At 59.3% G+C, this 23303-nt stretch carries 26 protein-coding genes and 1 tRNA gene; 12 read left to right on the top strand and 15 right to left on the bottom strand.

The annotated features are described in order from the left end of the window. Nucleotides 1-121: 121 nt before the first annotated feature. Nucleotides 122-757, top strand: a complete 636-nt coding sequence (locus ACN0SW_RS15260; RefSeq protein ID WP_417728790.1) for a L,D-transpeptidase family protein — start codon at nucleotides 122-124, stop codon at nucleotides 755-757. Between the two features lie 316 nt (nucleotides 758-1073). Here ACN0SW_RS15260 and ACN0SW_RS15255 read toward each other — a convergent pair whose 3' ends face one another. Then, a complete protein-coding gene (locus tag ACN0SW_RS15255) occupies nucleotides 1074-1505 on the bottom strand; it encodes a DUF3775 domain-containing protein (RefSeq protein WP_417728789.1) in 432 nt (143 codons plus the stop codon). A gap of 354 nt (nucleotides 1506-1859) precedes the next feature. After that, nucleotides 1860-2288 carry a DUF2267 domain-containing protein gene (locus ACN0SW_RS15250; RefSeq protein WP_417728788.1) on the bottom strand — a complete coding sequence of 143 codons (429 nt, stop codon included), beginning with the start codon at nucleotides 2286-2288 and terminating at the stop codon, nucleotides 1860-1862. Nucleotides 2289-2434: 146 nt separating this feature from the next. On the opposite strand from ACN0SW_RS15250, the gene ACN0SW_RS15245 reads away from it, so the two are divergent. Together ACN0SW_RS15245 and ACN0SW_RS15240 are read left to right on the top strand one after the other, a co-directional pair. Continuing rightward, nucleotides 2435-2854 (top strand): CBS domain-containing protein, encoded by a 420-nt coding sequence (locus ACN0SW_RS15245; protein ID WP_417728787.1) that lies wholly within the window; start codon nucleotides 2435-2437, stop codon nucleotides 2852-2854. Nucleotides 2855-2864: 10 nt separating this feature from the next. Further along, on the top strand, nucleotides 2865-3314 hold the full coding sequence (locus ACN0SW_RS15240; protein ID WP_417728786.1) for a host attachment protein: 450 nt from the start codon (nucleotides 2865-2867) through the stop codon (nucleotides 3312-3314). A gap of 173 nt (nucleotides 3315-3487) precedes the next feature. Here ACN0SW_RS15240 and ACN0SW_RS15235 read toward each other — a convergent pair whose 3' ends face one another. Beyond that, nucleotides 3488-3811 carry a type II toxin-antitoxin system MqsA family antitoxin gene (locus ACN0SW_RS15235; RefSeq protein ID WP_417728785.1) on the bottom strand — a complete coding sequence of 108 codons (324 nt, stop codon included), beginning with the start codon at nucleotides 3809-3811 and terminating at the stop codon, nucleotides 3488-3490. A 287-nt stretch (nucleotides 3812-4098) separates the two neighbouring features. Further along, nucleotides 4099-4494, bottom strand: coding sequence for a c-type cytochrome (locus ACN0SW_RS15230; RefSeq protein WP_417728784.1), 396 nt, complete (start codon nucleotides 4492-4494; stop codon nucleotides 4099-4101). 272 nt (nucleotides 4495-4766) lie between these two features. On the opposite strand from ACN0SW_RS15230, the gene ACN0SW_RS15225 reads away from it, so the two are divergent. From ACN0SW_RS15225 to ACN0SW_RS15215, 3 genes are all read left to right on the top strand, one after another. After that, a complete protein-coding gene (locus ACN0SW_RS15225) occupies nucleotides 4767-5276 on the top strand; it encodes an Hsp20/alpha crystallin family protein (RefSeq protein WP_417728783.1) in 510 nt (169 codons plus the stop codon). A gap of 48 nt (nucleotides 5277-5324) precedes the next feature. Next, nucleotides 5325-5939, top strand: coding sequence for a phosphoribosyltransferase (locus ACN0SW_RS15220; protein WP_417728782.1), 615 nt, complete (start codon nucleotides 5325-5327; stop codon nucleotides 5937-5939). 93 nt (nucleotides 5940-6032) lie between these two features. Further along, on the top strand, nucleotides 6033-6737 hold the full coding sequence (locus tag ACN0SW_RS15215) for a response regulator transcription factor (protein WP_417728781.1): 705 nt from the start codon (nucleotides 6033-6035) through the stop codon (nucleotides 6735-6737). On the opposite strand, the gene ACN0SW_RS15210 is transcribed toward ACN0SW_RS15215, so the two are convergent. Next, on the bottom strand, nucleotides 6721-8661 hold the full coding sequence (locus ACN0SW_RS15210) for a response regulator (RefSeq protein WP_417728780.1): 1941 nt from the start codon (nucleotides 8659-8661) through the stop codon (nucleotides 6721-6723). The genes ACN0SW_RS15215 and ACN0SW_RS15210 overlap by 17 nt on opposite strands. 165 nt (nucleotides 8662-8826) lie before the next feature. Here ACN0SW_RS15210 and ACN0SW_RS15205 point away from each other — a divergent pair, with 165 nt between their 5' ends. Both ACN0SW_RS15205 and ACN0SW_RS15200 read left to right on the top strand, forming a co-directional pair. Continuing rightward, nucleotides 8827-9690, top strand: coding sequence for a Crp/Fnr family transcriptional regulator (locus tag ACN0SW_RS15205; protein ID WP_417728779.1), 864 nt, complete (start codon nucleotides 8827-8829; stop codon nucleotides 9688-9690). 222 nt (nucleotides 9691-9912) lie between these two features. Beyond that, nucleotides 9913-10746, top strand: coding sequence for a universal stress protein (locus ACN0SW_RS15200; protein ID WP_417728778.1), 834 nt, complete (start codon nucleotides 9913-9915; stop codon nucleotides 10744-10746). Nucleotides 10747-10816: 70 nt separating this feature from the next. Here ACN0SW_RS15200 and ACN0SW_RS15195 read toward each other — a convergent pair whose 3' ends face one another. The 3 genes from ACN0SW_RS15195 to ACN0SW_RS15185 form a co-directional block, all read right to left on the bottom strand. Next, on the bottom strand, nucleotides 10817-11002 hold the full coding sequence (locus tag ACN0SW_RS15195; RefSeq protein WP_417728777.1) for a DUF6538 domain-containing protein: 186 nt from the start codon (nucleotides 11000-11002) through the stop codon (nucleotides 10817-10819). 53 nt (nucleotides 11003-11055) lie between these two features. Then, nucleotides 11056-11142, bottom strand: a tRNA-Leu gene (locus tag ACN0SW_RS15190). 100 nt (nucleotides 11143-11242) lie between these two features. After that, complete coding sequence (locus ACN0SW_RS15185; RefSeq protein ID WP_417728776.1) at nucleotides 11243-12574, bottom strand: peptidoglycan-binding domain-containing protein; 1332 nt, start codon at nucleotides 12572-12574, stop codon at nucleotides 11243-11245. An 83-nt stretch (nucleotides 12575-12657) separates the two neighbouring features. Here ACN0SW_RS15185 and lipB point away from each other — a divergent pair, with 83 nt between their 5' ends. After that, nucleotides 12658-13341 (top strand): lipoyl(octanoyl) transferase LipB, encoded by a 684-nt coding sequence (gene lipB / locus ACN0SW_RS15180; protein ID WP_417728775.1) that lies wholly within the window; start codon nucleotides 12658-12660, stop codon nucleotides 13339-13341. Nucleotides 13342-13438: 97 nt separating this feature from the next. After that, nucleotides 13439-13828: a c-type cytochrome gene (locus ACN0SW_RS15175; RefSeq protein ID WP_417728774.1), complete on the top strand. Its 390-nt coding sequence runs from the start codon at nucleotides 13439-13441 to the stop codon at nucleotides 13826-13828. 65 nt (nucleotides 13829-13893) lie between these two features. On the opposite strand, the gene arsB is transcribed toward ACN0SW_RS15175, so the two are convergent. From arsB to ettA, 5 genes are all read right to left on the bottom strand, one after another. Then, nucleotides 13894-14901 carry an ACR3 family arsenite efflux transporter gene (arsB, locus tag ACN0SW_RS15170; RefSeq protein ID WP_417728773.1) on the bottom strand — a complete coding sequence of 336 codons (1008 nt, stop codon included), beginning with the start codon at nucleotides 14899-14901 and terminating at the stop codon, nucleotides 13894-13896. Continuing rightward, the gene (arsJ, locus tag ACN0SW_RS15165; protein ID WP_417728772.1) at nucleotides 14898-16160 is read right to left on the bottom strand and encodes an organoarsenical effux MFS transporter ArsJ; all 1263 of its coding nucleotides are present in this window, start codon (nucleotides 16158-16160) and stop codon (nucleotides 14898-14900) included. The genes arsB and arsJ overlap by 4 nt, the downstream gene beginning before the upstream one ends. Continuing rightward, nucleotides 16157-17155 (bottom strand): ArsJ-associated glyceraldehyde-3-phosphate dehydrogenase, encoded by a 999-nt coding sequence (locus ACN0SW_RS15160; protein WP_417728771.1) that lies wholly within the window; start codon nucleotides 17153-17155, stop codon nucleotides 16157-16159. Before ACN0SW_RS15160 ends, arsJ begins: the two co-directional genes overlap by 4 nt. Beyond that, nucleotides 17152-17991: a helix-turn-helix domain-containing protein gene (locus tag ACN0SW_RS15155; RefSeq protein ID WP_417728770.1), complete on the bottom strand. Its 840-nt coding sequence runs from the start codon at nucleotides 17989-17991 to the stop codon at nucleotides 17152-17154. The genes ACN0SW_RS15160 and ACN0SW_RS15155 overlap by 4 nt, the downstream gene beginning before the upstream one ends. 226 nt (nucleotides 17992-18217) lie before the next feature. Then, complete coding sequence (gene ettA, locus ACN0SW_RS15150; protein ID WP_417728769.1) at nucleotides 18218-19873, bottom strand: energy-dependent translational throttle protein EttA; 1656 nt, start codon at nucleotides 19871-19873, stop codon at nucleotides 18218-18220. 171 nt (nucleotides 19874-20044) lie between these two features. On the opposite strand from ettA, the gene ACN0SW_RS15145 reads away from it, so the two are divergent. Together ACN0SW_RS15145 and dacB are read left to right on the top strand one after the other, a co-directional pair. Continuing rightward, a complete protein-coding gene (locus ACN0SW_RS15145) occupies nucleotides 20045-20659 on the top strand; it encodes a nicotinate-nucleotide adenylyltransferase (RefSeq protein ID WP_417728768.1) in 615 nt (204 codons plus the stop codon). 58 nt (nucleotides 20660-20717) lie between these two features. After that, the gene (gene dacB, locus ACN0SW_RS15140; protein ID WP_417728767.1) at nucleotides 20718-22220 is read left to right on the top strand and encodes a D-alanyl-D-alanine carboxypeptidase/D-alanyl-D-alanine-endopeptidase; all 1503 of its coding nucleotides are present in this window, start codon (nucleotides 20718-20720) and stop codon (nucleotides 22218-22220) included. A gap of 55 nt (nucleotides 22221-22275) precedes the next feature. Here the strand turns inward: dacB and ACN0SW_RS15135 are convergent, their stop codons facing one another. Both ACN0SW_RS15135 and ACN0SW_RS15130 read right to left on the bottom strand, forming a co-directional pair. After that, nucleotides 22276-22749 carry a CoA-binding protein gene (locus ACN0SW_RS15135; RefSeq protein WP_417728766.1) on the bottom strand — a complete coding sequence of 158 codons (474 nt, stop codon included), beginning with the start codon at nucleotides 22747-22749 and terminating at the stop codon, nucleotides 22276-22278. 203 nt (nucleotides 22750-22952) lie between these two features. Continuing rightward, the gene (locus ACN0SW_RS15130; protein ID WP_417728765.1) at nucleotides 22953-23252 is read right to left on the bottom strand and encodes a hypothetical protein; all 300 of its coding nucleotides are present in this window, start codon (nucleotides 23250-23252) and stop codon (nucleotides 22953-22955) included. Between the last annotated feature and the right edge of the window lie 51 nt (nucleotides 23253-23303).

Here is a 23303-nt window from a genome sequence, read left to right as displayed (position 1 = left end):
ATTTGCCATTTTGCTTTTTGTCATAACCATCATCCTTACTTAAGTTGATGGTCTCCGACAAACTCGGGGCGATTCACCCCCCCCTCCGGCAGCACAGTCATCCGAGCCAAGGTTCCAGCAGTTGCTGGACCGTTACGACATACCGTTGGAGATACCGGCCGAAGGCAAGTTCATCCTCGTGAACATACCTGCTTTCGAAGTCGTGGCCTTTCATAACGGCGAGCCTGTCCTGCGAAGCCGGGTCATTGTTGGCACACCGTGGACCCGCACCCCTCTGATCACGACTTTTGTAAGTGCCGTCAGGTTCCGGCCATCCTGGCGGCCCACGCCATCAATGGTAGCAAGCGGTGAATACAAGGACTATGTCCGACCACCCGGTCCGAATAACCCACTTGGCCTCGCAGCGGTGCGGCTGGAGCCTGGCTTGCTCGTCTACTTGCACGGAACAAACAAGCCGGGCCTTTTCGAACTGCAGCAGCGCGCGCTGTCGCATGGGTGTATTCGGGTGGAGCTATGGGATGAGTTGGTCGCCTTCGTGCTGGACGTGAATGTGGAAGCTGTGCACGCATATGCCGGGGGCAATCGGACCTTCGATGCTGCGGCTGATCCTACTCCCGTCGAGCTGGGATACTATCTGTCCTTTCCTGACCCGAGCGGGCGGCTGATCCGGTATGAAGACATCTATGGCATCGGAGACAGAGTCAGTCAGGCCCCTTCCGTTTCCCGCGCGGGCGGCCTTTGCGCACCCGAGACCTGAGAACACCATCCGCAAGGATGAAATTTCAGCGAAGCGGTATTGGCAATCGCCACCCGATTGAATGTTACGCAGTCGTTGACCAAATCGCTGCGCTGTTCGCGTTTTGCAGAGGAATCAGACAGAAGAAACCGCTACTTCGACATCGTCTTCGTAGTAGCGGGCGCACTCTTCTTCTCGACCCCGAACAACACGCCGACCTGCAAATGCACCGTGCTGCTGCGTTACGATTGTGCGGGCCCGGCGACGGCGCGGACCAAGGCCGGGAACCTTCATCTTCGGGCTGGCGAGCATCGCTTCCAGCTCTTCCACCCGGCCTTCATAGCTCCATATGCGCGCAATCAAAACCCAACCGGTCTAGTCCGGACAACAGGTAATCCGCAAGCAGCGGTGTTCCCAGAAGGTATGAGGCCGGGGACGATGTCCGCTCCTGCCAGGCCAGTTCCCGCAACGTGCTCCAGTCCTCGTCCTCACGACCGAGCCACATGAGGGCAACAAGGTCGACCTGCGCGTCTTCATCGAGGTCTTCGATCACGCTTCTCAATTCCTCCTCGACCGGATCATGCCCCCGGTCTTCGAGAATATCCGCTTCGGGATCTTCATCATCCAAAGAGTCCTCTGCTTCGGTGCTGGCTGTCTTTCCCATCAGATCGTGAGCGCGTTCCGCGATGTAGCAAACGGTTTGCAGAGGAACGGCTATTTCGACCGTGGCTTCTGTGACATCGGGTTTCTTTGAAATATCATGTGTCATCCGGTGGAGTGCTCCGATTGTCTGATGACGGCCCCCTGTATGCCCGTCCAGGCAGGGGGTCCGAATATGGAAAGGGCATCTGGCTTGCTTCTTCAACAGGATCAGAAAGTTCAGTCGGCGGTGCCTTGCGCGGGACCTGCGGTTTTTTCAGAACCACTCTTCCGGGCCGGACGGCCCACGTCTGATTTCGGCGCGACGGGCAGAAACTGATAACGCCAGTCTTGCCGCTCCGCGAAGGCGTCGTCGGATGGTAGATCAAGATTTGCAGAGAATCCTGCGCTGGATCACGCCTACTTGGCCATTTCGCACTGAGGCCATCGACCGCATTCAAACCGGACCTTTCAAGCGCCGGACTCATCGCCAGAGGTCCCCCAGCGGCTTGCGCATGGCATTGCTGACCTGCTCGATCTCGCCCATCGACACCTTTTGGCGTAGCAGGTCGAATACGGCGACAACGGCACGTTCAGGATCTTCAAGCGGCCGCTTGCTGAATTTTTCTGATACTCTGTTCAGGAAAGCCGTCTTGTTCCGCGGATGCATTGGCGTCTTGGAGGGGTTCCAGCCAGTATAGTAGACCCCACGAAGGATTAGAGGCAGTTGCGCAGCGAGATCGGCGGCCTCATCAACACCAAGATAATCCCGGACCGCCTGCAGCGTTTCCGCCAAAAGCAGGTAGGCTCTGCCCTTCTCGGTCCACTCCAGATCTTCGCAAATGAGATTGATCCACTCCGCAACAACCTGCGGAGCCTCGTCGATTGCAGCATGTCCAGTCAGTTTCATCATCGCGCCCCCCTGTCTGTATGTCCACTACCAAGCAGGAGAGTGTACGTGCCGCATTGACCGCCATCATTCCCGAGGCTTGACGGCTATCAATGCGTGAGACGCAGATTGGAGCGACGCTTCGGTCATACTTTCCCATGGAGGATGTGATGAAAGTGAGCGAAGCAATGCATGGCCCTGCAGAATGGGTCGAGGCCGACACGCCGGTCAGCGAAATCGCCGCACGCATGGCAAAGGATGATATCGGAGCCGTCCCGATCGGCAAGAACGACAAGCTGATTGGCATGATTACCGATCGCGATCTTGCGACGCGGGTCGTGGCAAAAGGGCTGAACGCAAAAAAGACAACGGCCGAAGAGGTGATGACCAAGGGTATCGTTTACTGCCGTACCGAAGAAACGGTCGAGGATGCCGTTCATCTCATGGACCAGAAGAAGATCCGTCGGCTGCCCGTTCTCGATGACAAGATGCGTCTGACCGGAATGCTCAGCTTGGGCGATGTGGCGCATGCCGCGGGGCTACAACTCGCAGGAGAGTTGACACGCGCCGTGGCGGATCATCACAAATAGGATTGAAGCGATGAAAGCCGCTCAGACATGGTATGTTGTCATGAACTCGAACCGGGCGCGGATTCTACGCGATCTACCCGGCACGCATGATCCTCTCCCTGCCGAGATCACGATGCAAGGTCGGCGCGCCAGCATGGCCGACATCATCGAGGATCGGCCGACCCGCAGCTTCGCCTCCGCTGGCGGAGGCCGACGGTCGGCCGTCGAACCCGGATCGAATCCGCTTGAGGAGGATTCGCGCGCATTCCTGCACGACCTGCAGGACTTTTTGACGAGAGCAGCGGCAACAAGTTCGTTTGATTGGCTTGTCGTCGTCGCGTCGCCGGACGCAATGGGCATGTGGCGCGCACAGATTCCACCGGACCTGAAAAGCCGTGTCAAAAAGGAATTCGTCCTGAATCTCGTATCATTCTCGGCGCGCGAATTGGTCGCCGCCCTTCGCGCACTGATCGAGCCTTGACCCGTCCCCGATTTAGCTAGGTGAACCGAGATGTCCGCAGCCCCCGCCGGAATGGCTGACCATCCGGCGCGATCCCTGCGATGCATAAGGTCACGGCTGAAAGCGAGTGACAGGATTGGCCAGGGCCAGTGTTACGGGGATCAGTCAGGCCGGTATGGCCAAGCTTGCGCACATCATCCGACCTTTCCCTCCTGCTCGGAATACTCAAAGACCGGAACGATCATCTGATCTGACGTGGCATGCGACGTGAACCCGTTCCCGTGCATGCGGTCGAGACCGACGGCGGTTTCATTTCCGACATATTCCTCACCACAGGTTGGACAGACCATTGCAGGGATGTTTCTGATCACCACAAGGCCACCATTGCGCCAAAAAGCGGTTTCGATGCGTTTGTGCTGCAACTCTCCCAATTTGCATTTTCCGCATAGGGCTGCTGAGGAAGCAGCCGAAAGATACTCGGGCGCGGCGTCATCATTGGCAAAAACACTTGATTTCATTGCTCACACTATCCCTTCGGCTGCGGCCAAGATGCGATCAGCATTTGGCCGCAGCCAGTTGAACATCTCCAGTTAATCTGGCGGCGGCGCGTCGCGCAGGCCCATGGCGGAATAGCCGATCCGACCACCTGCCCGAGCCACGGTGCCTGCAAGGCTGTCCGCAACTCCTGCGATGCCGGCGATCGGCATGAATCCGCAACGGGACAACTCCCTTTGCGAACTTCGTGTCTCGGTTCCCATGTTGGATCCTTTCGGTTTTCCGGGCGACAGGAAACCGCCGCAAGGCATTACTGCTGGATGGACTGTATATATTCCGCGATCATCAATATGCGTCCGCGGATCAGTGGCTCAACTGCCCCTGCTCTTGCCGACGGCGGCTGTAGCTCTTCGCGAAACATCGCCCCATAGGGCGGCATGGGATTGCCATGAGCGCGCAAACCACTGCGTCCGTCGACGACCTGTATCACATACAGCATCGGGAACGTGCCGTCATTTTGTGCGCTGAGCTTTGTCAGATTCGGGACTTCGACTGTCAGAATGCCGGCAAGCTCCCCGTCACCCATTCCAAGGTCGCCGTGGCACGAGGCGCAATTTTCGGAATAGAAAACTTCACCCCAATTACGCTCTTGCGCAAATGCGGTGTTTGCCAAAATCAAAGGCAATAGCAGAACTAGTCTTTTCATGTGGTGTTCCTCCTTTGCGCTCTAAGGGTGCGCCGCGTGGAAGTTTTCTCATTGACGACCGTCAACGGTTCCGTGGTTTCTGGGCGCTTGCAGAGTTGACGACCATCAATGCCAATCTTTTGCGGTTGCGTAATCCTTGTTGCTGTTCGCGACCGCGCCACACGTCAAACGGCGCGAAACTTCCTCCTTCTCTGGAGGTTGCGGAAACCTCGGCTGGCTGTCCTGTTCAATTCTAGAGGGCAGCCAACGACACCATGCCAAAGGAGAGATTTATGTTTGGAAAATCCACCAACGTGCCCGTAACCCGAGAGAGCAGCACGCCGTCACGCTCACTCAGTCCTTGGACCGGCTTCGGTAGCCTGCGGGATGAAATGGAAAGGCTGTTCGACAATTTCGAGCCCCGTCTCTGGTTCGACCGACCCCTTGCAGAAAGCGGACAGATCTTTCCGCTATGCCCGGCGATCGACCTGACTGAGAGCGAAAAGGGCTATGCCATCACGGCGGAACTACCGGGACTGGAGCCCGACGCGATCCACGTAAAGATCAGCAATGGCACATTGACAATCAGCGGCGAAAAATCCGAGGAAAAGACCGAAGGCGACGCCAGCTATCACCTCAGCGAGCGTCGCTGGGGCAGCTTCCAGCGCACGATCCGAATGCCGGAAAACGTCGAACAGGACAAGATCGACGCGCAGTTTTCGAAGGGCGTGCTGACGATCCACATGCCGAAATCCAAGGCGGCGCTCGCCTCGGAAAAAACGATCAAGGTCAAGGCCGCCTGAGCCGTGCAGACATACCTTTTTCAAGACCGGGCGGACGCCGCAAATCAATTGATCGCGGCGCTTCCGTCCGACATCGACAGCGCCTGGCTTGTGCTGGGGCTGCCACGCGGCGGCGTGCCTGTCGCTGCGGAAATCGCACGTCATCTCGGGGCGACGCTCGATCTTCTGATCGTGCGCAAGGTGGGGGCGCCGGGGAACCCGGAACTCGCCGTCGCTGCAGTTACGGGACCCGGCGATGATCAAATTATCATCAACAATACGGTGCAACGCCTTTACAGTTTGACTGACGCGGACATTCGCAAGCTGGCGGTCCGCCCCGTGCAAGACGTCGAGGCGCGTCGGCACATGTGGGCGCGATCGCGTAATGCGCCAGAATTGCGGGGGCGCGATGTCTTGATCGTCGACGATGGCGCAGCAACGGGCACCACGCTTGAAGCGGCTGTGGTCGCGGCCAGACATCAAGGCGTCGATTCAATCGTCGTGGCCCTCCCCGTCGCGCTGTCGGGTGCACTGGACCACTTTGACGCGGCGGATGTACGGATTGTCTGCTTGCACCACGCCAGGAACTTGGCTTCGGTTGGTAGTGCGTACCGGGATTTCCCACAGATCACGGATCAGCAGGTCACTGATCTTCTTTCAACATCCCGACACGAAAAACTCTGACAAAAATAGTTAGATTTGACAAATCTTCGACCATTACTTTGTTTTGCGGCTTTAGTCTGATAGGCTGAGCATCGCAGTAGGATTTCATGTGCCATGACAAGACCTTCCATCCTTATCATTGATGACGAACCCGAAATCAGGAAGCCTTTGACGTACGGGTTGTCTTCCGAAGGGTATCAGGTTTTCGAAGCTTGGGATCGCACGTCGGCGTTTGCTTGTTTGCAAGATCACGACATATCTCTCATCACCTTGGACCTCAATCTCGGTGACGAGGACGGCCTGGACCTGGCCCGCGAATTACGCGGCCATCGGAATATCCCGGTAATCATGATTTCCGGCAGGACCGAGCCCTTTGATCGCGTTCAGGGTTTGGAATGCGGCGCGGATGATTATATTGTCAAACCATTCCACCTCAACGAGGTCATCCTTCGGATCAAGAGAACGCTGGAGCGATATAAGGAAACGGTCGAGTCGCCGTCAAAGGTGCTGTTCGACCACAGCGAGCTGGATCTGAAACGCAAGGTGGCCAGGCATCTGGATGGCTCACCTTTGGAACTGACTGGCATAGAGATGCAGCTGCTGGAACTTTTCGTTCGCCACGCTGGTCGCGTGCTCAGCCGAGACGAAATTTCGAATGCGCTGAATGGACGGGACTGGTCCCCCTATGACAGAACCATTGACGGTCATGTGGCGCGCCTTCGGCGCAAGATCGAAACGCCAGGTGAAGCACCCCAATTGATACGCTCGGTCCGCGGTGTGGGTTATGTTTTCAGCGCAGATGTTACCCTGGTTGCCTGACAGGCTTAAGTGCGCGTTCCACGGCTTGCGCCAGAACTGGCAGGGAATATGGCTTGGTAAGGAGTTCGACGGTCGAATCTTTCATTAGACTATGCACTGAAACATGTCCTGAAGTGAGCAGCGTGGCCATATTCGGAAAACGGTTCTGGACTTCACGTAACAAATCGTATCCTGAGAATTCACCTGGCATCACCACATCTGAAAAGACCAGATCAACCGGCTCGCCTTCTTCCAGCATTCTTAAAGCGGACTGTCCATCAGACGCCTCAATGACGGCATACCCCAGGGCTTCGAGACGTTTCAGAGTAGCTTCGCGTACCCTCTCATCATCTTCGACAACAAGAACGAGCGCACCGTCTCCGAGCGGCATTTCCTCTTTTGGCGCGCAAGGCTGATGAGTTGGTATCATGAGCGGCAGGAACAGTGACACCGTGGTCCCCTGCCCCGGTTCCGACTGTATGTCCATAAAGCCATCTGCGTGGGTCATCGAATTCGAAACGCTGGTGAGTCCAAGACCGGTGCCCAAAGCCGGTGCTTTGCTGGTAAAGAATGGCTCCCGCGCTCGCGCAACTTCCGACTTTGACATACCGATACCCTGGTCCGACACGCTGAGTTCAAGAAACCAGCCCGTTTTCCCGTCCTGGTAAGCAGCCGCTGCCTTCTCGTCGATCTCAACTTCGCGTGTTGCAATCACGATCTTGCCACCATGGGGCTGAGCATCTCGGGCATTCAGCACCAGGTTCAGGATCGCACCATCCAACTCGGTTGGATCGATACAGACAAAACGATTATTGGCCCCTGGCACAAAGTGCAGCGAAATCTGCTCGTGAAGCAGACGTTCGAGCATGTCCCAAATCTTGAGGAGATGCTGATCCAGATCGACAGATTGCAGTTGCGGGACCTTGTTGCTCGACAGCGCAAGAAGCTTCTTGTTGAAGCTTCCCCCAGTTTCAGCAGCGTCTATGGCGCATTTCAATAGCTCAATGGTGCCAGGGTCGGTGAGCCGCATGGCGGCCAGTTCAAGATTGGCCAGGATCACGGACAGCAGGTTGTTGAAATCATGCGCTATTACGCCGGTGAGCTGTCCAACAGCTTCAAGCCGCATTGATTGCGCTACCGACGCGCGCACGTCGCGCCGTTCTGTTTCATCGACAAGGATTCCGATAAAGCGCGAGGGCGTCTTGAGGTCGCCATCATTTGAAAACAGCACCCGTCCGAGCAGTTGCACCGCACGCGTCTTGCCATCGACAAGCGGATGCATATCAGCCATGACAACGCTCTGATTGTCCGGATCAAGTGCATGCGCTCTTGCCTCGCGAAATGTTTCCAAATCCGAGGGCTGCAAAACTTCCATCCAGCCATCGAAATCCGTGGGCAGGTTGATTTCATCCAAACCGGTCAATCGCAAGACAGCCGGACTGACGGTCGTTCTTTCGGTTGCGTAATCCTTTTCGATGATGCCGACGCCCAATGCATCGATCATACTTCGCAAACTCGTTTCATCATCCTGAAGTTCGTCTTCGGCTTTTTTCGGTTCGTTTATGCTCTCATTGTAGAGGACAATCCCGAAGATAGAGCCGTCCTCCTCTCTCACAGGTTGGACGTGCCAGCGTTTCCAACTTAACGTCCCTTCGGCAGCTTCGACACAAGCCGCGTCGAAGGCCGCACACTCACCCGCAAGCGCTCGCTGCTGCACCGCCCAAAATTGTTCGGAAAGCGTTGGTGAAAGATCATAGAGGCTCACGCCCTTGAGGTCGCGCTCTCCGGTTCCGTTGTGCGCGCTCCACGGTTTAGACCAAGCGATATATCGCATGTCGCGATCGACCATCGCGACAGCGACCGGGGAACCCGAAATGAACCTCAGAAGACTGCTGTTAATGAAGCCGGGACCCGGCTGGTCGTCTGTCTTCCGATGGTCATGCATGGTGATTCTTTCTATGCCCATAGCATCGGCGAAAGGGCCGGAGATACAATTCTACACAATTTTCATCAACACGTCGCGACTACAATTTATTAGACATAACCCATTGAAAGTGAACCGGCCAAACTAGCGTTGGACGTGACCACAGACATTGAAGGAGGCGAATAAATGACATCTTTTGAAAACACGTGGCACTCTTCACCTGATGCCTGCGTTACATGCACGCCCCGCCGCCTTGGGCTTTGTGGATTGCTCGACAGTACTTCTTTGGCGGTGCTATCGGTGCGAAGTCAACACGTCCGTTACAAGAGTGGCGATGAGATTGCGTTGCAGGGAGAACGATCGGATCGAATCGGCATCATCTCGACTGGTCTGGTCAGAGTTGTCCTGATGACCGAGGACGGTGAGCACCATCTGCTTCAACTCCTCAAACCCGGACAAATCGTGGGCGACCCCTACAGGCCCGAAAACGCGTTTTCATGGGAGGCTGTGATTTCCACCGAGATATGCTGGATCAATCGGCAGACACTTGAAAAGCTGATGCACGATCACCTGCAGGTGCATCAGGCCTATCTTTCTGTCACAGCGCGACAGTTGGAGGACCACAGGCTATGGGCTGCAGCCATGCGGGGTCGCAATACACTTCAGCGCACCGCATTCTGGGTTGTTCAACAGCTGTCGCCCGTCGCGGAGGGTAGCGCCGAAATCATTCAGATCGAATTGAGTCGGCGTGATCTGGCCTCCTTGCTTGACATGACCGTGGAAACCCTTTGCCGGAGCCTGCACCAATTGGCCGATCGCGACGCGATCGCCCTGTTGGCCCCGGACGAGATCAAAGTGCTAAACCCCACCAAACTCAGGTTCTTCGCTCGTTGTGGAGAAAGGCGCGCCAGCGAGGTTTTGAATTCCCGTGCGGACGGCAAGGAAAATCCATTCTGCATTTCGCGCCCCCCGAAACGTAGCCACCCGTTACCGAAAACAGCGAATTCCCGTCAGAACGACTTGTCTGGCACGGGGATGCGCTGCGTTTGATGACGGCTATCAATGACGGCCCTTCGGTTCCATGGTTTCGTAATCACGGGTGAATGCCCGATCAGAAATGGAGTCATTGATAATGGATCCAAAATCGAAACCCAAGCCGGCGAAACCCGTGATCGAACAGAAGGTCGGGTCCGAGTGACAAGGGTGCTGCCCTGCTCCATGCGAGGCAGCATCTTCTGGTCAGATTGCCAGCATCCAAAAGGACGTCAATAAATGCCGGTAAAAACCATAGCTTTGGTCATTTTCGACTCTGCAGAGGCCGAATGGCTCATAAATAAGGGCTGTTCCCTCGCGCAATCACTTGATGCACATGTGATCGGCCTGCACTCATTTTCGCGATTTGTCTTTTACGAAGGCATGGGCGAAGCCCCCATGATCTCGGAAACAATCCAGAACTGGGAAAAAGAGGAGTCCGACAAAATCAATGCTCTATTTGACGAGATGGCACGAAAAAATGGCCTGCGGGCTGAATTTCGAAGACAGGACGCCCTTTATGGGAACGAGGCTTTCCTTCTGGCTGGCGCGCGCGGCGCAGATCTCGTCGTCATGGGTAGCAACGGTTCGGGCACGCGCGCACCTGATGATCAGTCCATGGCAGAACGGTTGATCCGCAATCTTGGACGACCGGTATTGGTTGTCTCGCCTGAATCTGACACCTCGGCGTCTTTTGACACGATCACGATAGCCTGGAGTGAAACAAGAGAGGCCACACGGGCAGCACATGATGCGATCGAGCTGGCGAAACCTGGAGCGAGTATCGATCTTATTGCACTGACCGCCCGAGCAAGTGATGAAAAGCCCGGCTTGGATAGCCGGGATGATTTCGCGGCAGCACTTGACCGTCGCGGTTTCAAAGCTACGACGACCGACAGGATGGCAACCGTCGAAAACAGGGGAGATGAATTGCTCCGCGTTGCTGCAGAGTCTCATGCAGACCTGCTGGTCGCAGGTGCCTTCGGACATTCGCAGGTCTACGATTTCATGATTGGCTCAGTTACAACCCGCCTTCTGAAGAACGCCAAGCTTCCAGTACTCCTGTCGCACTGATACTCAGTCTTCGTCCTGCGCGGACAAGAGCTGAACCGCGTCGGGTTTGCCGGAGGCTGGTAGACCCAAGTTAGGCGTCCCTGATCTGCTCCAAGACCTCACTGCGTTTGCTTAAGGCCCCACCCAAATCCTTCGTATAGCGCGAGCGAATGATTTCTTTCTTTCCGACTACGAATTGAACCTCAGTCGGAACTGAGAATCTCACAGCCCAGACTTCGTTACGCTTAAAGATTGCTTTGGGAAGTGTATGGGTCACGGGTCTTTTCTCCCGTACAGATGAGAGATTAAGCCCTTGATTTTATTGGAAAATGGTGCGGTCGAGAGGACTCGAACCTCCACGGGAGTTACCCCACAGCGACCTCAACGCTGCGCGTCTACCAATTCCGCCACGACCGCACGTGATCAGGTAGGTGCGGGCCGTATATGCAAACTCATCGGGCTTGTGAAGGGGCAAAACACATTGCCCCTCCGGTTTTTCAAAGAGGAGGCAAACAACCTATTCCAGTTTGAACGTCGGCAGGGTCGCAACCGGCTGCACGGCCTCGCCGCCACCTGCCTGCGCGCCTTGCGTCTTGAAGGCTGCCTTGCGCAAAAGCCCGGTGCGCTCGGTGTTGCCGGGGGCGAAAACCGGCTCTGCGCCGCGTTCAACCGCCTCGACCGCCCCTTGATACCACGCCAAGGCCAGATCAGGCCGCCGCGTTGTACCAAAACCTTCGCTAAGATGATGACCCATCAACTCGCCATAGGGTTCCTCGCCCAAGGCCGTGAGCAACAGGGCAGAGCCGAGCGCCACGTTCATGTTGTCGATCCGGTACCCCACCGAGAGACAGATTTTGGCCGTTCCCGACAGTTGCGCCGGGGATTGCCCCGATTGGAGCACGAAGCCACGCACGTTTTGCACCACCTCCTCCCGCGGACTGAGCGAGAGCGCGGCCACATGATCCCGCATCGCAGGCTCAAAGGCACGGCACTGCTCTTCGAGTTGTGCCGGCGTCACCCCCTTGAGAGAGGCCGCCATCGTCTCCCCTTCGGCAATCGCATAGGTGCGAGCAAGGCAGAACTGCTCGTTCAATGCTACGCGCGAATCGGTGAGCGACGCCGCGGTCACAAAACCACCGTTTGAATTGGTGATCAGGCTGACCTGATTGCAATGCGATGCCAGCGACGGGCCCTCGCCCCCTGAGGCCATGAGATTGGGCAGCGCTGCGAAGCCGGTCGCAGCCGGGACAGTGGTTGCCGCCGGCACCTGAGCCGCCTCTGGAATAGCAGCCATCACCGGCGAAGGGGCCGCAGGTACAGGCACCGGGGCCGCCGCATAGGTCGGCACACCGACCGCCTCGTCGCGATAGGCGTGCAACAGTCCGCGCGTGCCCTGCCCGCGTTGCGCAATCAACTGCGACGTCGCGGCCCCGCTGCTCTGCGCGCGGTAATACGAACTGATCAAGAACTGACGCTCGTAATCCGCCAGATAACCGGTCGCCGGATAGCCCATATGCGCTTGAAACTGCGCCGCCGCATCGCGGGTGTTGCGTCCGCGCACCCCGTCAGGCGATCCGGCCGGAAAGCCGAAATAGTTGAGCGCGGTCTGTTCTTCGCGCACTTGCTGACGCTCGACGCTGTTCACAGGGGCCTGATAGACCCGCCGCGTTGTGGTGGTCGTCTGTTGTTTGCGTTCCCGCGCCTTGGCGCTTTCGTTCACGATGATACCGCTCACCGCGCCCCCAACAAGTCCGCCAACCAGCCCGTCTTTGAAATCCGCCTGCGCCATACCAGCCGGCAACGCCACAGAAGCGGCCAAAACTGTCATCATAATTCGCTTGGAAAGCATCTTTAATCTCCCCTTAATCCGGTGCAAAACTCGATAAGATATTATACTATGAGTTTCCTCTCACACGTTAGCAGAGTCAAACCTTGCCGCTGAATACCCCCACTGCAATCGACCAATCCGGCGTGGAATGGCACTTATCCGCCGATCTCGTACCCTATTCAGAGGCCGTGGCGGCAATGGAGGACCGGGTTGAGCGAATCGCGGCGGGCACGGCACCCGAGGCCATCTGGCTCTTGGAGCACCCGCCGCTTTATACCGCTGGGACCTCGGCAAAACCGGCTGATCTGACCGACCCGGACCGCTTTCCCGTGTTCGAGGCGAAACGCGGCGGGCAATATACCTATCACGGCCCCGGTCAGCGCGTTGTCTACGTCATGCTTGATGTGGGCAAGCGGGGTCGCGATGTCCGCTGCTTTGTGCGTCAATTAGAGCAATGGGTCATCGCCACGCTGGCCGAATTCAATGTCACCGGCGAAATCCGCGCAGGCCGCGTCGGGGTCTGGGTCACGCGCCCTGACAAGCCGCTCACAGCCACAGGCCAACAGCCCGAGGACAAGATCGCTGCCATCGGTATCCGGCTGCGCAAATGGATCAGCTTTCATGGCATTTCCATCAATGTCGAACCCGACCTCGGGCATTTCACCGGCATCGTGCCCTGCGGCATCACCGAACACGGCGTGACCAGCCTTGTCGACCTGGGTCTGCCGGTCACGATGGATGATCTTGACGTGGCGCTGCGCCGGACCTTTTCACAGGTATTCAACTGAGGCAAACCGTCGCCTGCCCCTAAGTTGGAGGTTGCAAGCCGGGGCAGTCGGGTTATGGTTACACCCGGAACGCAACCAAACACTAATGAGGTAGCTCATGAAGACCCTTATCGCCGCTTCGGCCACTCTCGTGGCCCTTTCCCTGCCCGCCTTTGCCGAAGGTGACGCCACAAAGGGTGAAAAAGAATTCAACAAATGCAAAGCCTGCCACATGATCGCATCGGATAGCGAAACGATCGTCAAGGGCGGCAAAACCGGCCCGAACCTATATGGCGTGATTGGTCGCGTGGCAGGCAGTGTCGAGGGTTTCAAGTATTCCGACGGTCTGGCCGCAAAAGCTGCCGAAGGTATGGTCTGGGATGAGGCTGAGCTCGCGGCCTTCGTGAAGAACCCCAACGATTATCTGGGGAGCAAATCCAAGATGACGTTCAAACTGGCCAAGGGTGCCGAGGATGTGTCCGCCTATCTCGCCACCTTCTCGCAGTAAGCAAGAGCAAGGCCGCAAGGTTTGCAGCCCCGCGCCACCCGCGCGGGGCTTTTTCATGGGCTCACTCAGGCAAATCGTGCCCGCGTCCGGTTGGCCAGCGCCACCAGCGACAGCATCACCGGCACTTCGACCAGAACGCCCACCACTGTGGCCAGCGCCGCCCCGGAATGTAGCCCAAAGAGCGAAATCGCCACCGCAACAGCAAGCTCAAAGAAATTCGACGTGCCGATCAAGGCGCAGGGCGCGGCAATCTTGTGCGGCACCCTGAGCAGCCACGCCGCCGCATAGGCCAGCACGAAAATTCCATAGCTTTGCAGGATGATTGGAACTGCGATCAGACCAATGACCATCGGGCGATCGACGATCACCCGGCCTTGCAGACCAAAGAGGATCATCACCGTCGCAATCAGCCCAAGGATCGACCACGGTTTGATGCGCGCCTGAAACGCCGCAATCCGTGTCTCAGACCCCAGCCTGCGCCGCGTCAGCAGCCCCGCCGCCAGCGGCAACGCCACAAAGAGCAGCACTGACAGCACCAGCGTTTCCCACGGCACGACGATATCCGTAACCCCCAGCAGAAAGGCCACGATAGGCGCGAAGGCAAAGACCATCACCACGTCATTGACCGACACTTGCAACAGCGTATAGCTTTCGTCGCCCTTGGTCAGTTGCGACCACACAAACACCATCGCGGTGCAGGGGGCCGCGCCCAACAGGATCAGCCCCGCAATATATTGCTGCGCATCGGCGGGCGCGATCAGATCGGCAAACACGCCCTCAAAGAACAGCACCGCCAGCGCCGCCATACTGAACGGCTTGATCAGCCAGTTGACCACCAGCGTGATCGCCAGCCCTCGGGGTTGACGCGCCACCTGACTGAGGCTTGACGGATCGACACCAACCATCATCGGATAGACCATCGCCCAGATCAGCACCGCCACCACCAGATTGACCCGCGCCAGTTCAGCCGCCGCAATTGCCGCGACCATGCCGGGCGCCACCAGGCCAAGGATCACCCCTGCCGCCATCGCCAGCCCGACCCATACCGTCAGATAGCGCTCAAATACGCTCATGCCTTTTCCCTTTCCTGTGGGCGAAGCCGCCCCGCCGCCAGCGCTGACAGCGCCACCATGCCTGTGGCCACCCCCAGCATCAGCGCAAGACCGCCGCCCTGATAGGTCAGCCCCGACAGAACCGTGCCCAAGAGCCGCCCCCCGGCATTGGCCATGTAATAGAACCCCACATCCAGTGTCACCCGCTCCACCTTGGAAAAGGCGAGGATCAGATAGGAATGCAGCGCCGAATTGACCGCGAATATCCCGCCAAACGCGAACAATCCCGCCACCAATGCGACCGTGAGCCAAGGTTGCGGCCCCCCTGCGACCAGTGCCAGCCCCGTCAACACCGCAGGCACCACGCAGAGCGCCACCGCCCAGCCCCGTGCGGCGGCAATGAGCGCCGCCTCAGGCCGCGACTTGGCGCGCAGGATTTTGGGGGCCGCCGCCTGCACAATTCCATAGAGGATGATCCAACCCGCCATGAAACTGCCGATCATGAAAAAGGCCGCGCGATTGCCCGCCTCGGTCCCATCCGACAACACGCCGTAGAAATAGATCGGGATGCCCACCACGAACCACACATCGCGCGCGCCAAACAAAAACACCCGCGCCGCACTCAACCAGTTCACATTGGCGGATTTCGATAAGACTTCCGAGAATTTCGCTCCCTTGCGCCCGCGCGGCAGGCCCGGCGGCATGGCAAGGGCCACAGCCATCAGGATCACCGCCAGCACCCCCGCCATGGCCCAGACCGCGCCAACAAAGCCGATGCCAGCCAAGAGCGCCGCCCCGATGAGGAACCCCAGCCCCTTGACCGCGTTCTTGGACCCCGTGAGCACCGCGACCCAACGGAAAAGGCCCCCCTCCTCCGACGGGGCCAACAGCTTGACGGCGGATTTTGACGACATCTTGGCCAGATCCTTGGCCACGCCCGAGGCCCCCTGCACCGCCATCACAAAGGTCACCGAAACCGCCAGACTCCACGCCGGGTCCAACTGCGCCAGCGCGATCAGCGCCACCACTTGCAGGCCGAGCCCGAGATAGAGCGTCGCCGTCAGGCCAAACCGCGCCGCGATCCAGCCCGCCGAGAGATTGGTCACCATCCCCGCGACCTCATAGAGCACAAAGAGATAGGCCAGTTGCACCGGGCTGAACCCCAGCGTGTGGAAATGCAACAACACCAGCATCCTGAGCGCACCATCGCTGAGCATAAAGGCCCAATAGGCCGCCGTGACGGCGATATAGGCGCTCAGCCCTTCGGGTCTTGTGGTCACAGACTGTCCCCGACCATGCAGGCGACATCGACCAACCGATGCGCATAACCCATCTCGTTGTCATACCAGACATAGACCTTTACCTGCGTGCCGTTGACCACCATGGTCGACGGGGCATCGACGATGCCCGACCGCGTGTCATTGGTGTAATCGGCACTGACGAGGGGCCGGGTCTCATAGCCCAGAATACCCGCAAGCGGCCCTTCGGCGGCGGCTTGAAAGAGCGCGTTCACCTCCTCGACGCTGGTCTCGCGCTCCATCTCGAACACACAATCGGTGATCGACGCATTCAGCAGCGGCACGCGCACGGCATGGCCATTCAGGCGGCCTTTCAACTCGGGATAAATCAGCGTGATCGCTGTGGCGCTCCCCGTGGTGGTCGGGATCAGCGAATTGAGCGCCGAGCGCGCGCGGCGCAGATCCTTGGCGGGCCGGTCCACGATGGTCTGCGTGTTGGTCACGTCATGGATCGTGGTGATCGAGCCATGCTTGATGCCAATCGCCTCATGCAGAACCTTGACCACCGGGGCGAGGCAATTGGTGGTGCAGCTTGCCGCCGTCACGATCCGGTGTCGCGCGGGCTCATAAATCCCGTGATTGACGCCATAGATGATATTGGCGGCATCCCCGTCCTTGACCGGGGCGGAGACGACAACCTTCTGCACCCCGGCGTCGAAATAGGGGGCCAGTTTCGCCTCGGTCTTGAAGACGCCGGTGCAGTCGATCACCACGTCCACACCGTCAAGCGGCAACGCGTCCAGATCCCGCGTGCCGATGAACGGCAGACGCAGACCGTCAATGATCACCGCGCCCGCGTCATGGCCAAACTCCGCGTCCCACCGCCCATGCACAGTGTCAAATTCCAGCAGATGCGCATGCATCTCCGCATCGCCCACCGCATCGTTGATCCATGCCACCTTGGCGCCGCGCTCCAAGAGCGGCTTGAGGATCAGCTTGCCGATGCGGCCCAGACCGTTGATCGCATAGACCGTCATGCGCCCAGCCCCTCGGATTGCCGCGCGATGTCATCGACTGCGGCTTGCAGGCTCACGCGATCGAGGGTCTCGATCGGCAGCGCGGCAAAGGCCGTGATCCGGTTGCGGAGCGCGCCATAAGCTTCTTGAAACGCAAGACTTTTCTGTGCCGCCGTACCCTCGGCTTTGACCGGGTCCGGCATGCCCCAATGGGCGCTGACCGGCTGTCCTTCCCATGCGGGGCATTCTTCGTTTGCCGCTGTGTCGCAGACGGTAAAGACGAAATCGAGCGCCGGGGCACCAGGGCAGGTGAACTCTGACACGTTCTTGGCGCGCAGCGGGCTCACGTCATGCCCCTTGGCGCGCAGCACGTCGAGCGCAAAGGGGTTCAATTCGGACGAGGGCCGCGTTCCGGCCGAATAAACCGTAAACCGATCCCCGGCCATGTCGCGCAGGATGGTCTCAGCAAAGATCGAGCGCGCCGAATTGCCGACGCAGATGAAGAGCACGGTGTATTTCCGGTGGGCCATATCGGGGCCTCCTGTCAGAGTGGGGAACGGCGCGCAGATATCCGGGCGCCCGCGACAACAGTCGTTGAACAGGTAATCGAAGGTGCGTCGCACCTCTGTCATGTCGATGGAATATCGAAGGGATGTGCCGGACCGCTCCTGCACCACCAGCCCCGCCTGCATCAAGGCTGCGAGATAGGCAGAGAGCGTCGAAGGCTTGAGGCCCAGCACCTCCGCCACCTCCCCCGCCGGGATACGGTCCGGGTAGCGGCGCATGAGCAGCCGGAAGATCGCCAGCCGCTGCGGGTGACCAAGGGTTGCGAGGCGGGTGGGGGCCAGTGTTTCCATATTTCGTGAATATCGGAAATATAGAGAAACTCAAGTGAAGGTTTTGTGACGGGGACGCCGAAAACGGCCCCGAATTTCGCGTCGGCAGGCGCGCGGGGCGGGCGGAATTGGCAGGAACGGTGGGTTGGCACCCGGCCAAAGACCTCCGTAGAGTGCGCATTGATTGCACACCCCACGGGGTTTGACAGGCGGCGAGCAGGCCCGGATAACGCCCGGGGCGGGCGCGTTACCTCACGAACTTCTTGTACTTCACCCGCTTCGGCTCGAGCGCGTCCGGGCCTAGGCGGCGCTTCTTGTCTTCTTCATAGGCCGAGAAATCGCCCTCGAACCATTCCACATGCGCGTCGCCCTCAAAGGCCAGAATATGCGTGCAAATCCGGTCGAGGAAAAAGCGGTCGTGGCTGATGACCACGGCGCAGCCTGCGAAATCCATCAGCGCATCTTCGAGCGCGCGCAGAGTTTCGACGTCAAGGTCGTTGGTCGGCTCGTCAAGGAGCAGCACGTTGCCGCCCTCTTTCAACAGCCGCGCCATATGCACCCGGTTGCGCTCGCCGCCCGAGAGGAGCGAGACCTTCTTCTGCTGGTCGCCGCCCTTGAAATTGAACGCCCCGCAATAGGCGCGGGAATTGATCTGGGCATCGCCCAGCACAATCACCTCGGCCCCACCAGAAATCGCCTCCCAGACGTTATCGTCGGGTTTGAGATCATCGCGCGACTGATCGACATAAGACAGCTGCACCGTGTCGCCCAACTCAATCGTGCCGGAATCGGGCTGTTCCTGCCCGGTCAGCATCTTGAAGAGCGTCGATTTACCCGCCCCGTTCGGACCAATCACACCGACAATCCCGCCGGGCGGCAGAGAAAAGCTCAGGTCTTCGATCAAGAGCTTGTCGCCCATGTGCTTCTTGAGACCCTCAACCTCGATCACCTTGTTGCCAAGACGCTGGCCATTGGGGATGACGATCTGGGCGCGGCTGATACGCTCGCGCTCGGACTGACCGGCCAGTTCGTTATAGGCGTTGATCCGGGCCTTTTGCTTGGCTTGCCGCGCCTTGGCGCCCTGCCGCATCCATTCCAGTTCGCGTTCCAGCGTCTTTTGCTTGGATTTATCCTCTCGCGCCTCTTGCAGCAGGCGCTTGGCCTTTTGTTCGAGCCATGCGGAATAGTTACCCTCATAAGGGATGCCGCGACCACGGTCCAACTCCAGAATCCAGCTGGTGATATCGTCGAGGAAATAGCGGTCGTGGGTCACGATCAGGATCGTGCCCTTATAGGCGATGAGATGCTGTTGCAGCCAAGCGATGGTTTCGGCATCGAGGTGGTTGGTCGGCTCGTCGAGGAGCAGCATGTCGGGCGCTTCCAGCAAAAGCTTGCAGAGCGCGACGCGGCGGCGTTCCCCCCCCGAGAGAGAGGCGACAGCGGCATCATCGGGCGGACAGCGCAGCGCCTCCATCGAAATATCGACCTGACTGTCCAGATCCCAGAGGTTCTGGCTGTCGATCTCGTCCTGCAACTGCGCCATCTCATCGGCGGTCTCGTCGCTATAGTTCATCGCCAGTTCGTTGAACCGGTCGAGCTTGGCCTTTTTCGCGGCCACGCCCAGCATGACATTGCCGCGCACGTCGAGGCTGTCATCCAGATGCGGCTCCTGCGGCAGATAGCCTACCCGCGCGCCCTCAGCGGCCCAGGCTTCGCCCGAGAAATCCTTGTCCATCCCCGCCATGATCCGCATCAGGGTGGATTTCCCCGAGCCGTTCACGCCGACCACGCCGATCTTCACCCCCGGCAAAAAGTTGAGGTGGATATTCTCAAAGCATTTCTTGCCGCCGGGATAGGCCTTAGAGACGCCCTGCATGTGATAAACATATTGATAGGCTGCCATGTTGTGCCGCTCCGTTCCGATTGGGTGATGGATAATTCAGCCCGCCTGATACCCGGATGGGCGCGCGGGGGCAATGGGCTGCACGCCCTGCTGATCCGTTGATAGCGATTGGGGGCGGTGCTGGCCAGTGTTTTCGCTTTACACCGCGCCCGCCGGTGGCAATGAAAGGGTATGAAATATACCCTGCCCCATGCCCGCCCCGGTCAGGTGATCGGCCTCTTGGGCGGATCATTCGATCCGCCGCACGCAGGCCATTTGCACATCAGCCGCGAGGCGCTCAAGCGCTTTGGTCTGGACCGGCTGTGGTGGCTGGTGAGCCCCGGAAACCCGCTCAAGGCCCATGGCCCTGCCCCGCTCGACCACCGCCTAGCCGCCGCCCGCGCGCTGGTGGATCACCCGCGCATCACCGTCACCGACATCGAGGCGCAGACCGGCACCCGCCACACCGCAGCCACCCTGCGCGCGCTGCGCAGCCTTTGCCCGGGCGTGCGTTTTGTCTGGCTCATGGGCGCGGATAATCTGGCACAGTTTCACCTCTGGCAGGACTGGCGCGAAATCCTCGACACCGTGCCAGTGGGGATTTTAGCGCGCCCCGGTCAGCGCATTTCGGCGCGGCTTTCGCCTGCCGCGCGGATCTATGCAAAGGCCCGCCTGTCCGCCCGCGACAGCAAGGCCCTTGGCCGGGCCACCGCCCCCGCATGGTGCTTTCTCAATGTGCCGATGATGGACATCTCCTCAACCCGGTTGCGGGCAAGAGGCGCTTGGGTCCGCCCCGCGCAGAACTAACCCGGTACCTCGCAAATCGCGATTGCGTGCGGCCTCTGGCTGCGGTTAACTTTGCACCATGACACACCGGCTTTCCCGACGCTTCTTTCTGGGGTCCGCCCTTGCGGCGCTCTCTGCGGGCGGTGCCGTTGCGGGGGCGCCTGCGGTGTCTTTGCGCCCGGTTGCGCGCCCCGGAACCGGGCCCCGCTCAGCCGCAGAGCGCGCCCCAAGCGCTGAGGCGCTGATCTCCGAGGCCAATCTGTCGGGCAAGGTGGGCTATGCCGTGGCCGATGCGCGCACCGGCCAGATGCTTGAGGCGGGCGAGGGCGAAACGGGCCTTCCTCCCGCCAGCGTGACCAAGGCGATAACCGCCCTCTATGCGCTCGACACACTCGGGACCGATCACCGCTTTGCCACCCGGCTGATCGCCACCGGCCCGGTTTCAGGCGGTGTGCTCAACGGCGATCTGATCCTGGCAGGCGGCGGCGACCCCACGCTGGACACCGATGCTCTGGCCAGCCTTGCGGCCAAGCTCGCCCAAACCGGCCTGCGGGAAATTCGTGGCAAATTCCACGTCTGGGGCGGGGCCGCGCCCTTTCTGCGCGTGATCGACGAAACCCAACCCGAACACGCAAGCTACAACCCCGCCCTTTCGGGGCTCAACCTCAATTACAACCGCGTGCATTTCGAATGGAAGCGCGCGAATGGCAAATATGCCATCACCATGGATGCCCGCTCGAACCGCTACCGCCCCGATGTGACCATGGCCCGCATGCGCATCGCAGACCGCAGTGCTCCGGTCTACACCTACAAGGACGCAGACGGCCATGACAACTGGACCGTGGCAAGCGGTGCCCTCGGCAACGGCGGCGCGCGCTGGCTTCCGGTGCGCAAACCCGAGCTTTACGCAGGCGAGGTTTTTGCCACCTTCGCCCGTTCGCATGGCATCCAGACTGGCGCGCCGCGCCCCATAGCCAACCTGCCCGGCGGCACGGTCCTTGTCACCCATACCAGTGCGCCCTTGTCCACGATCCTGCGCGACATGCTGAAATTCTCCACCAACCTTACCGCTGAAATGGTCGGGCTTGCCGCCTCGGCCAAACGACGCGGCGCGGTGGTGGACCTGTCGCAATCGGCCAAGGACATGAACGCATGGGCCGTCGGGGCCTTGGGCATGTCGGCGGCAGGGTTAAAGGATCACTCCGGCCTCAGCGATCAATCGCGGCTTTCGGCTGCGGCCATGGCCCAAGCGCTGGCGCGCGCCAATCGCGCTGGCCTGTTGCGCCCGTTGCTGCGTCAGATTGAACTGCGCGACACCCAAGGCCGCCCCAATCGCAACCACCCGCTCAAAGTGGCGGCCAAAACCGGCACGCTGTATTTTGTCAGCGCGCTGGCGGGCTATGTGACCACACCCGCCGGAACAGACCTCGCCTTTGCCATTTTCACCGCAAGCGACAGCTTGCGCGCCCATATCGACCCGTCACAGGATGACAGCCCTCCCGGCGCGCGCGGCTGGAACCAACGCTCCAAACGCTTGCAGCAGGCCCTCATCGAACGCTGGGCCACGGTTTACGGCGGCTGATCCACCGCGCGTTCACTGTTCCAAAAATACTCAAATGCAACAGACGCGGCTGGGCTCACAGCTTCGAGGAAATGACGCCCGTGTTGAACCCACCCATCCGCAACTCGCCAAAGAGACGCTGATATTCGATCTTGGGACAACGGTTCATCACCACATCGACCCCACGCGCCTGCGCCATCGCGGCGGCGCTGCCATTTTCCACCCCGATCTGCATCCACACTGTGCGCAGGCCCGGCAAGACCTCAAGCGCCTCCTCGACAATCGGGCCAACATGCTCCGAGCGGCGAAAGATGTCGATCATATCGACCTCACCTTCGATGTCGGCCAACCCCGCCACGACCCGTTGACCAAACAAGACCTCTCCGGCATGGCCAGGATTGACCGGCACCACTTCGTATTTCTTGAGGCTCAGATACCGCGCCACATAATAGCTGGGACGCACAGGGTTCATAGACACGCCGACGACCGCCACACGCCGGGTGCGGGTCAGGATCTCGCGCAGATGGGAATCACTATAAGGTTCACACATGGGCACACTGATACACAAACCGCACCAAGAAAAAAGCGCCCAAGTTAAAACTTGGGCGCCAGTCGCGGAACGAGGGACAGTGATTGGAAACACCGATGTTCCGTTCGGCGCCTCTGGAACATATGTAGGTCCGATTCTGAGAATAAAAAGGGATTGTAATATACCTGTGACTACAGCTCGACAGCCTGTCACAGCCTGTAATCTCAGTCGAAAATATCCTCGACCCTGTCCCAGATTTCCTCAAGCATGCGTTGCGCAAACCCCTTGCGCCGCTTGCTCTTGCATCGCGGGCGCGGGGTGGGACGGTCTGCCTCATACTCCGGTCGGGGAATCGGCATCGGGCGCGCCTTGGGGCGCGGAGGCGCGTCATCGCGCTTTGGCATCGCCTTCATCTCATGCAACGGCGCGCCGCAATTGGCACAGGTCAATTCGTGCCGCCCCCGGTCCAGCACCAGAACCGTCCGCGCCCCACAATATGAACAAGTCGCAATCTTGTGTCCCATGTCCCCCATATCGGTCAGTGATCCATGATTGCCAAGCCCCAAGGGCAAAAT

This window comes from Roseovarius sp. (assembly GCF_048262375.1).
Lineage (GTDB): Bacteria > Pseudomonadota > Alphaproteobacteria > Rhodobacterales > Rhodobacteraceae > Roseovarius.
The sequence above is the reverse complement of the archived record's forward strand: the minus strand, read 5'-3'. Positions and strand labels throughout refer to the sequence as shown.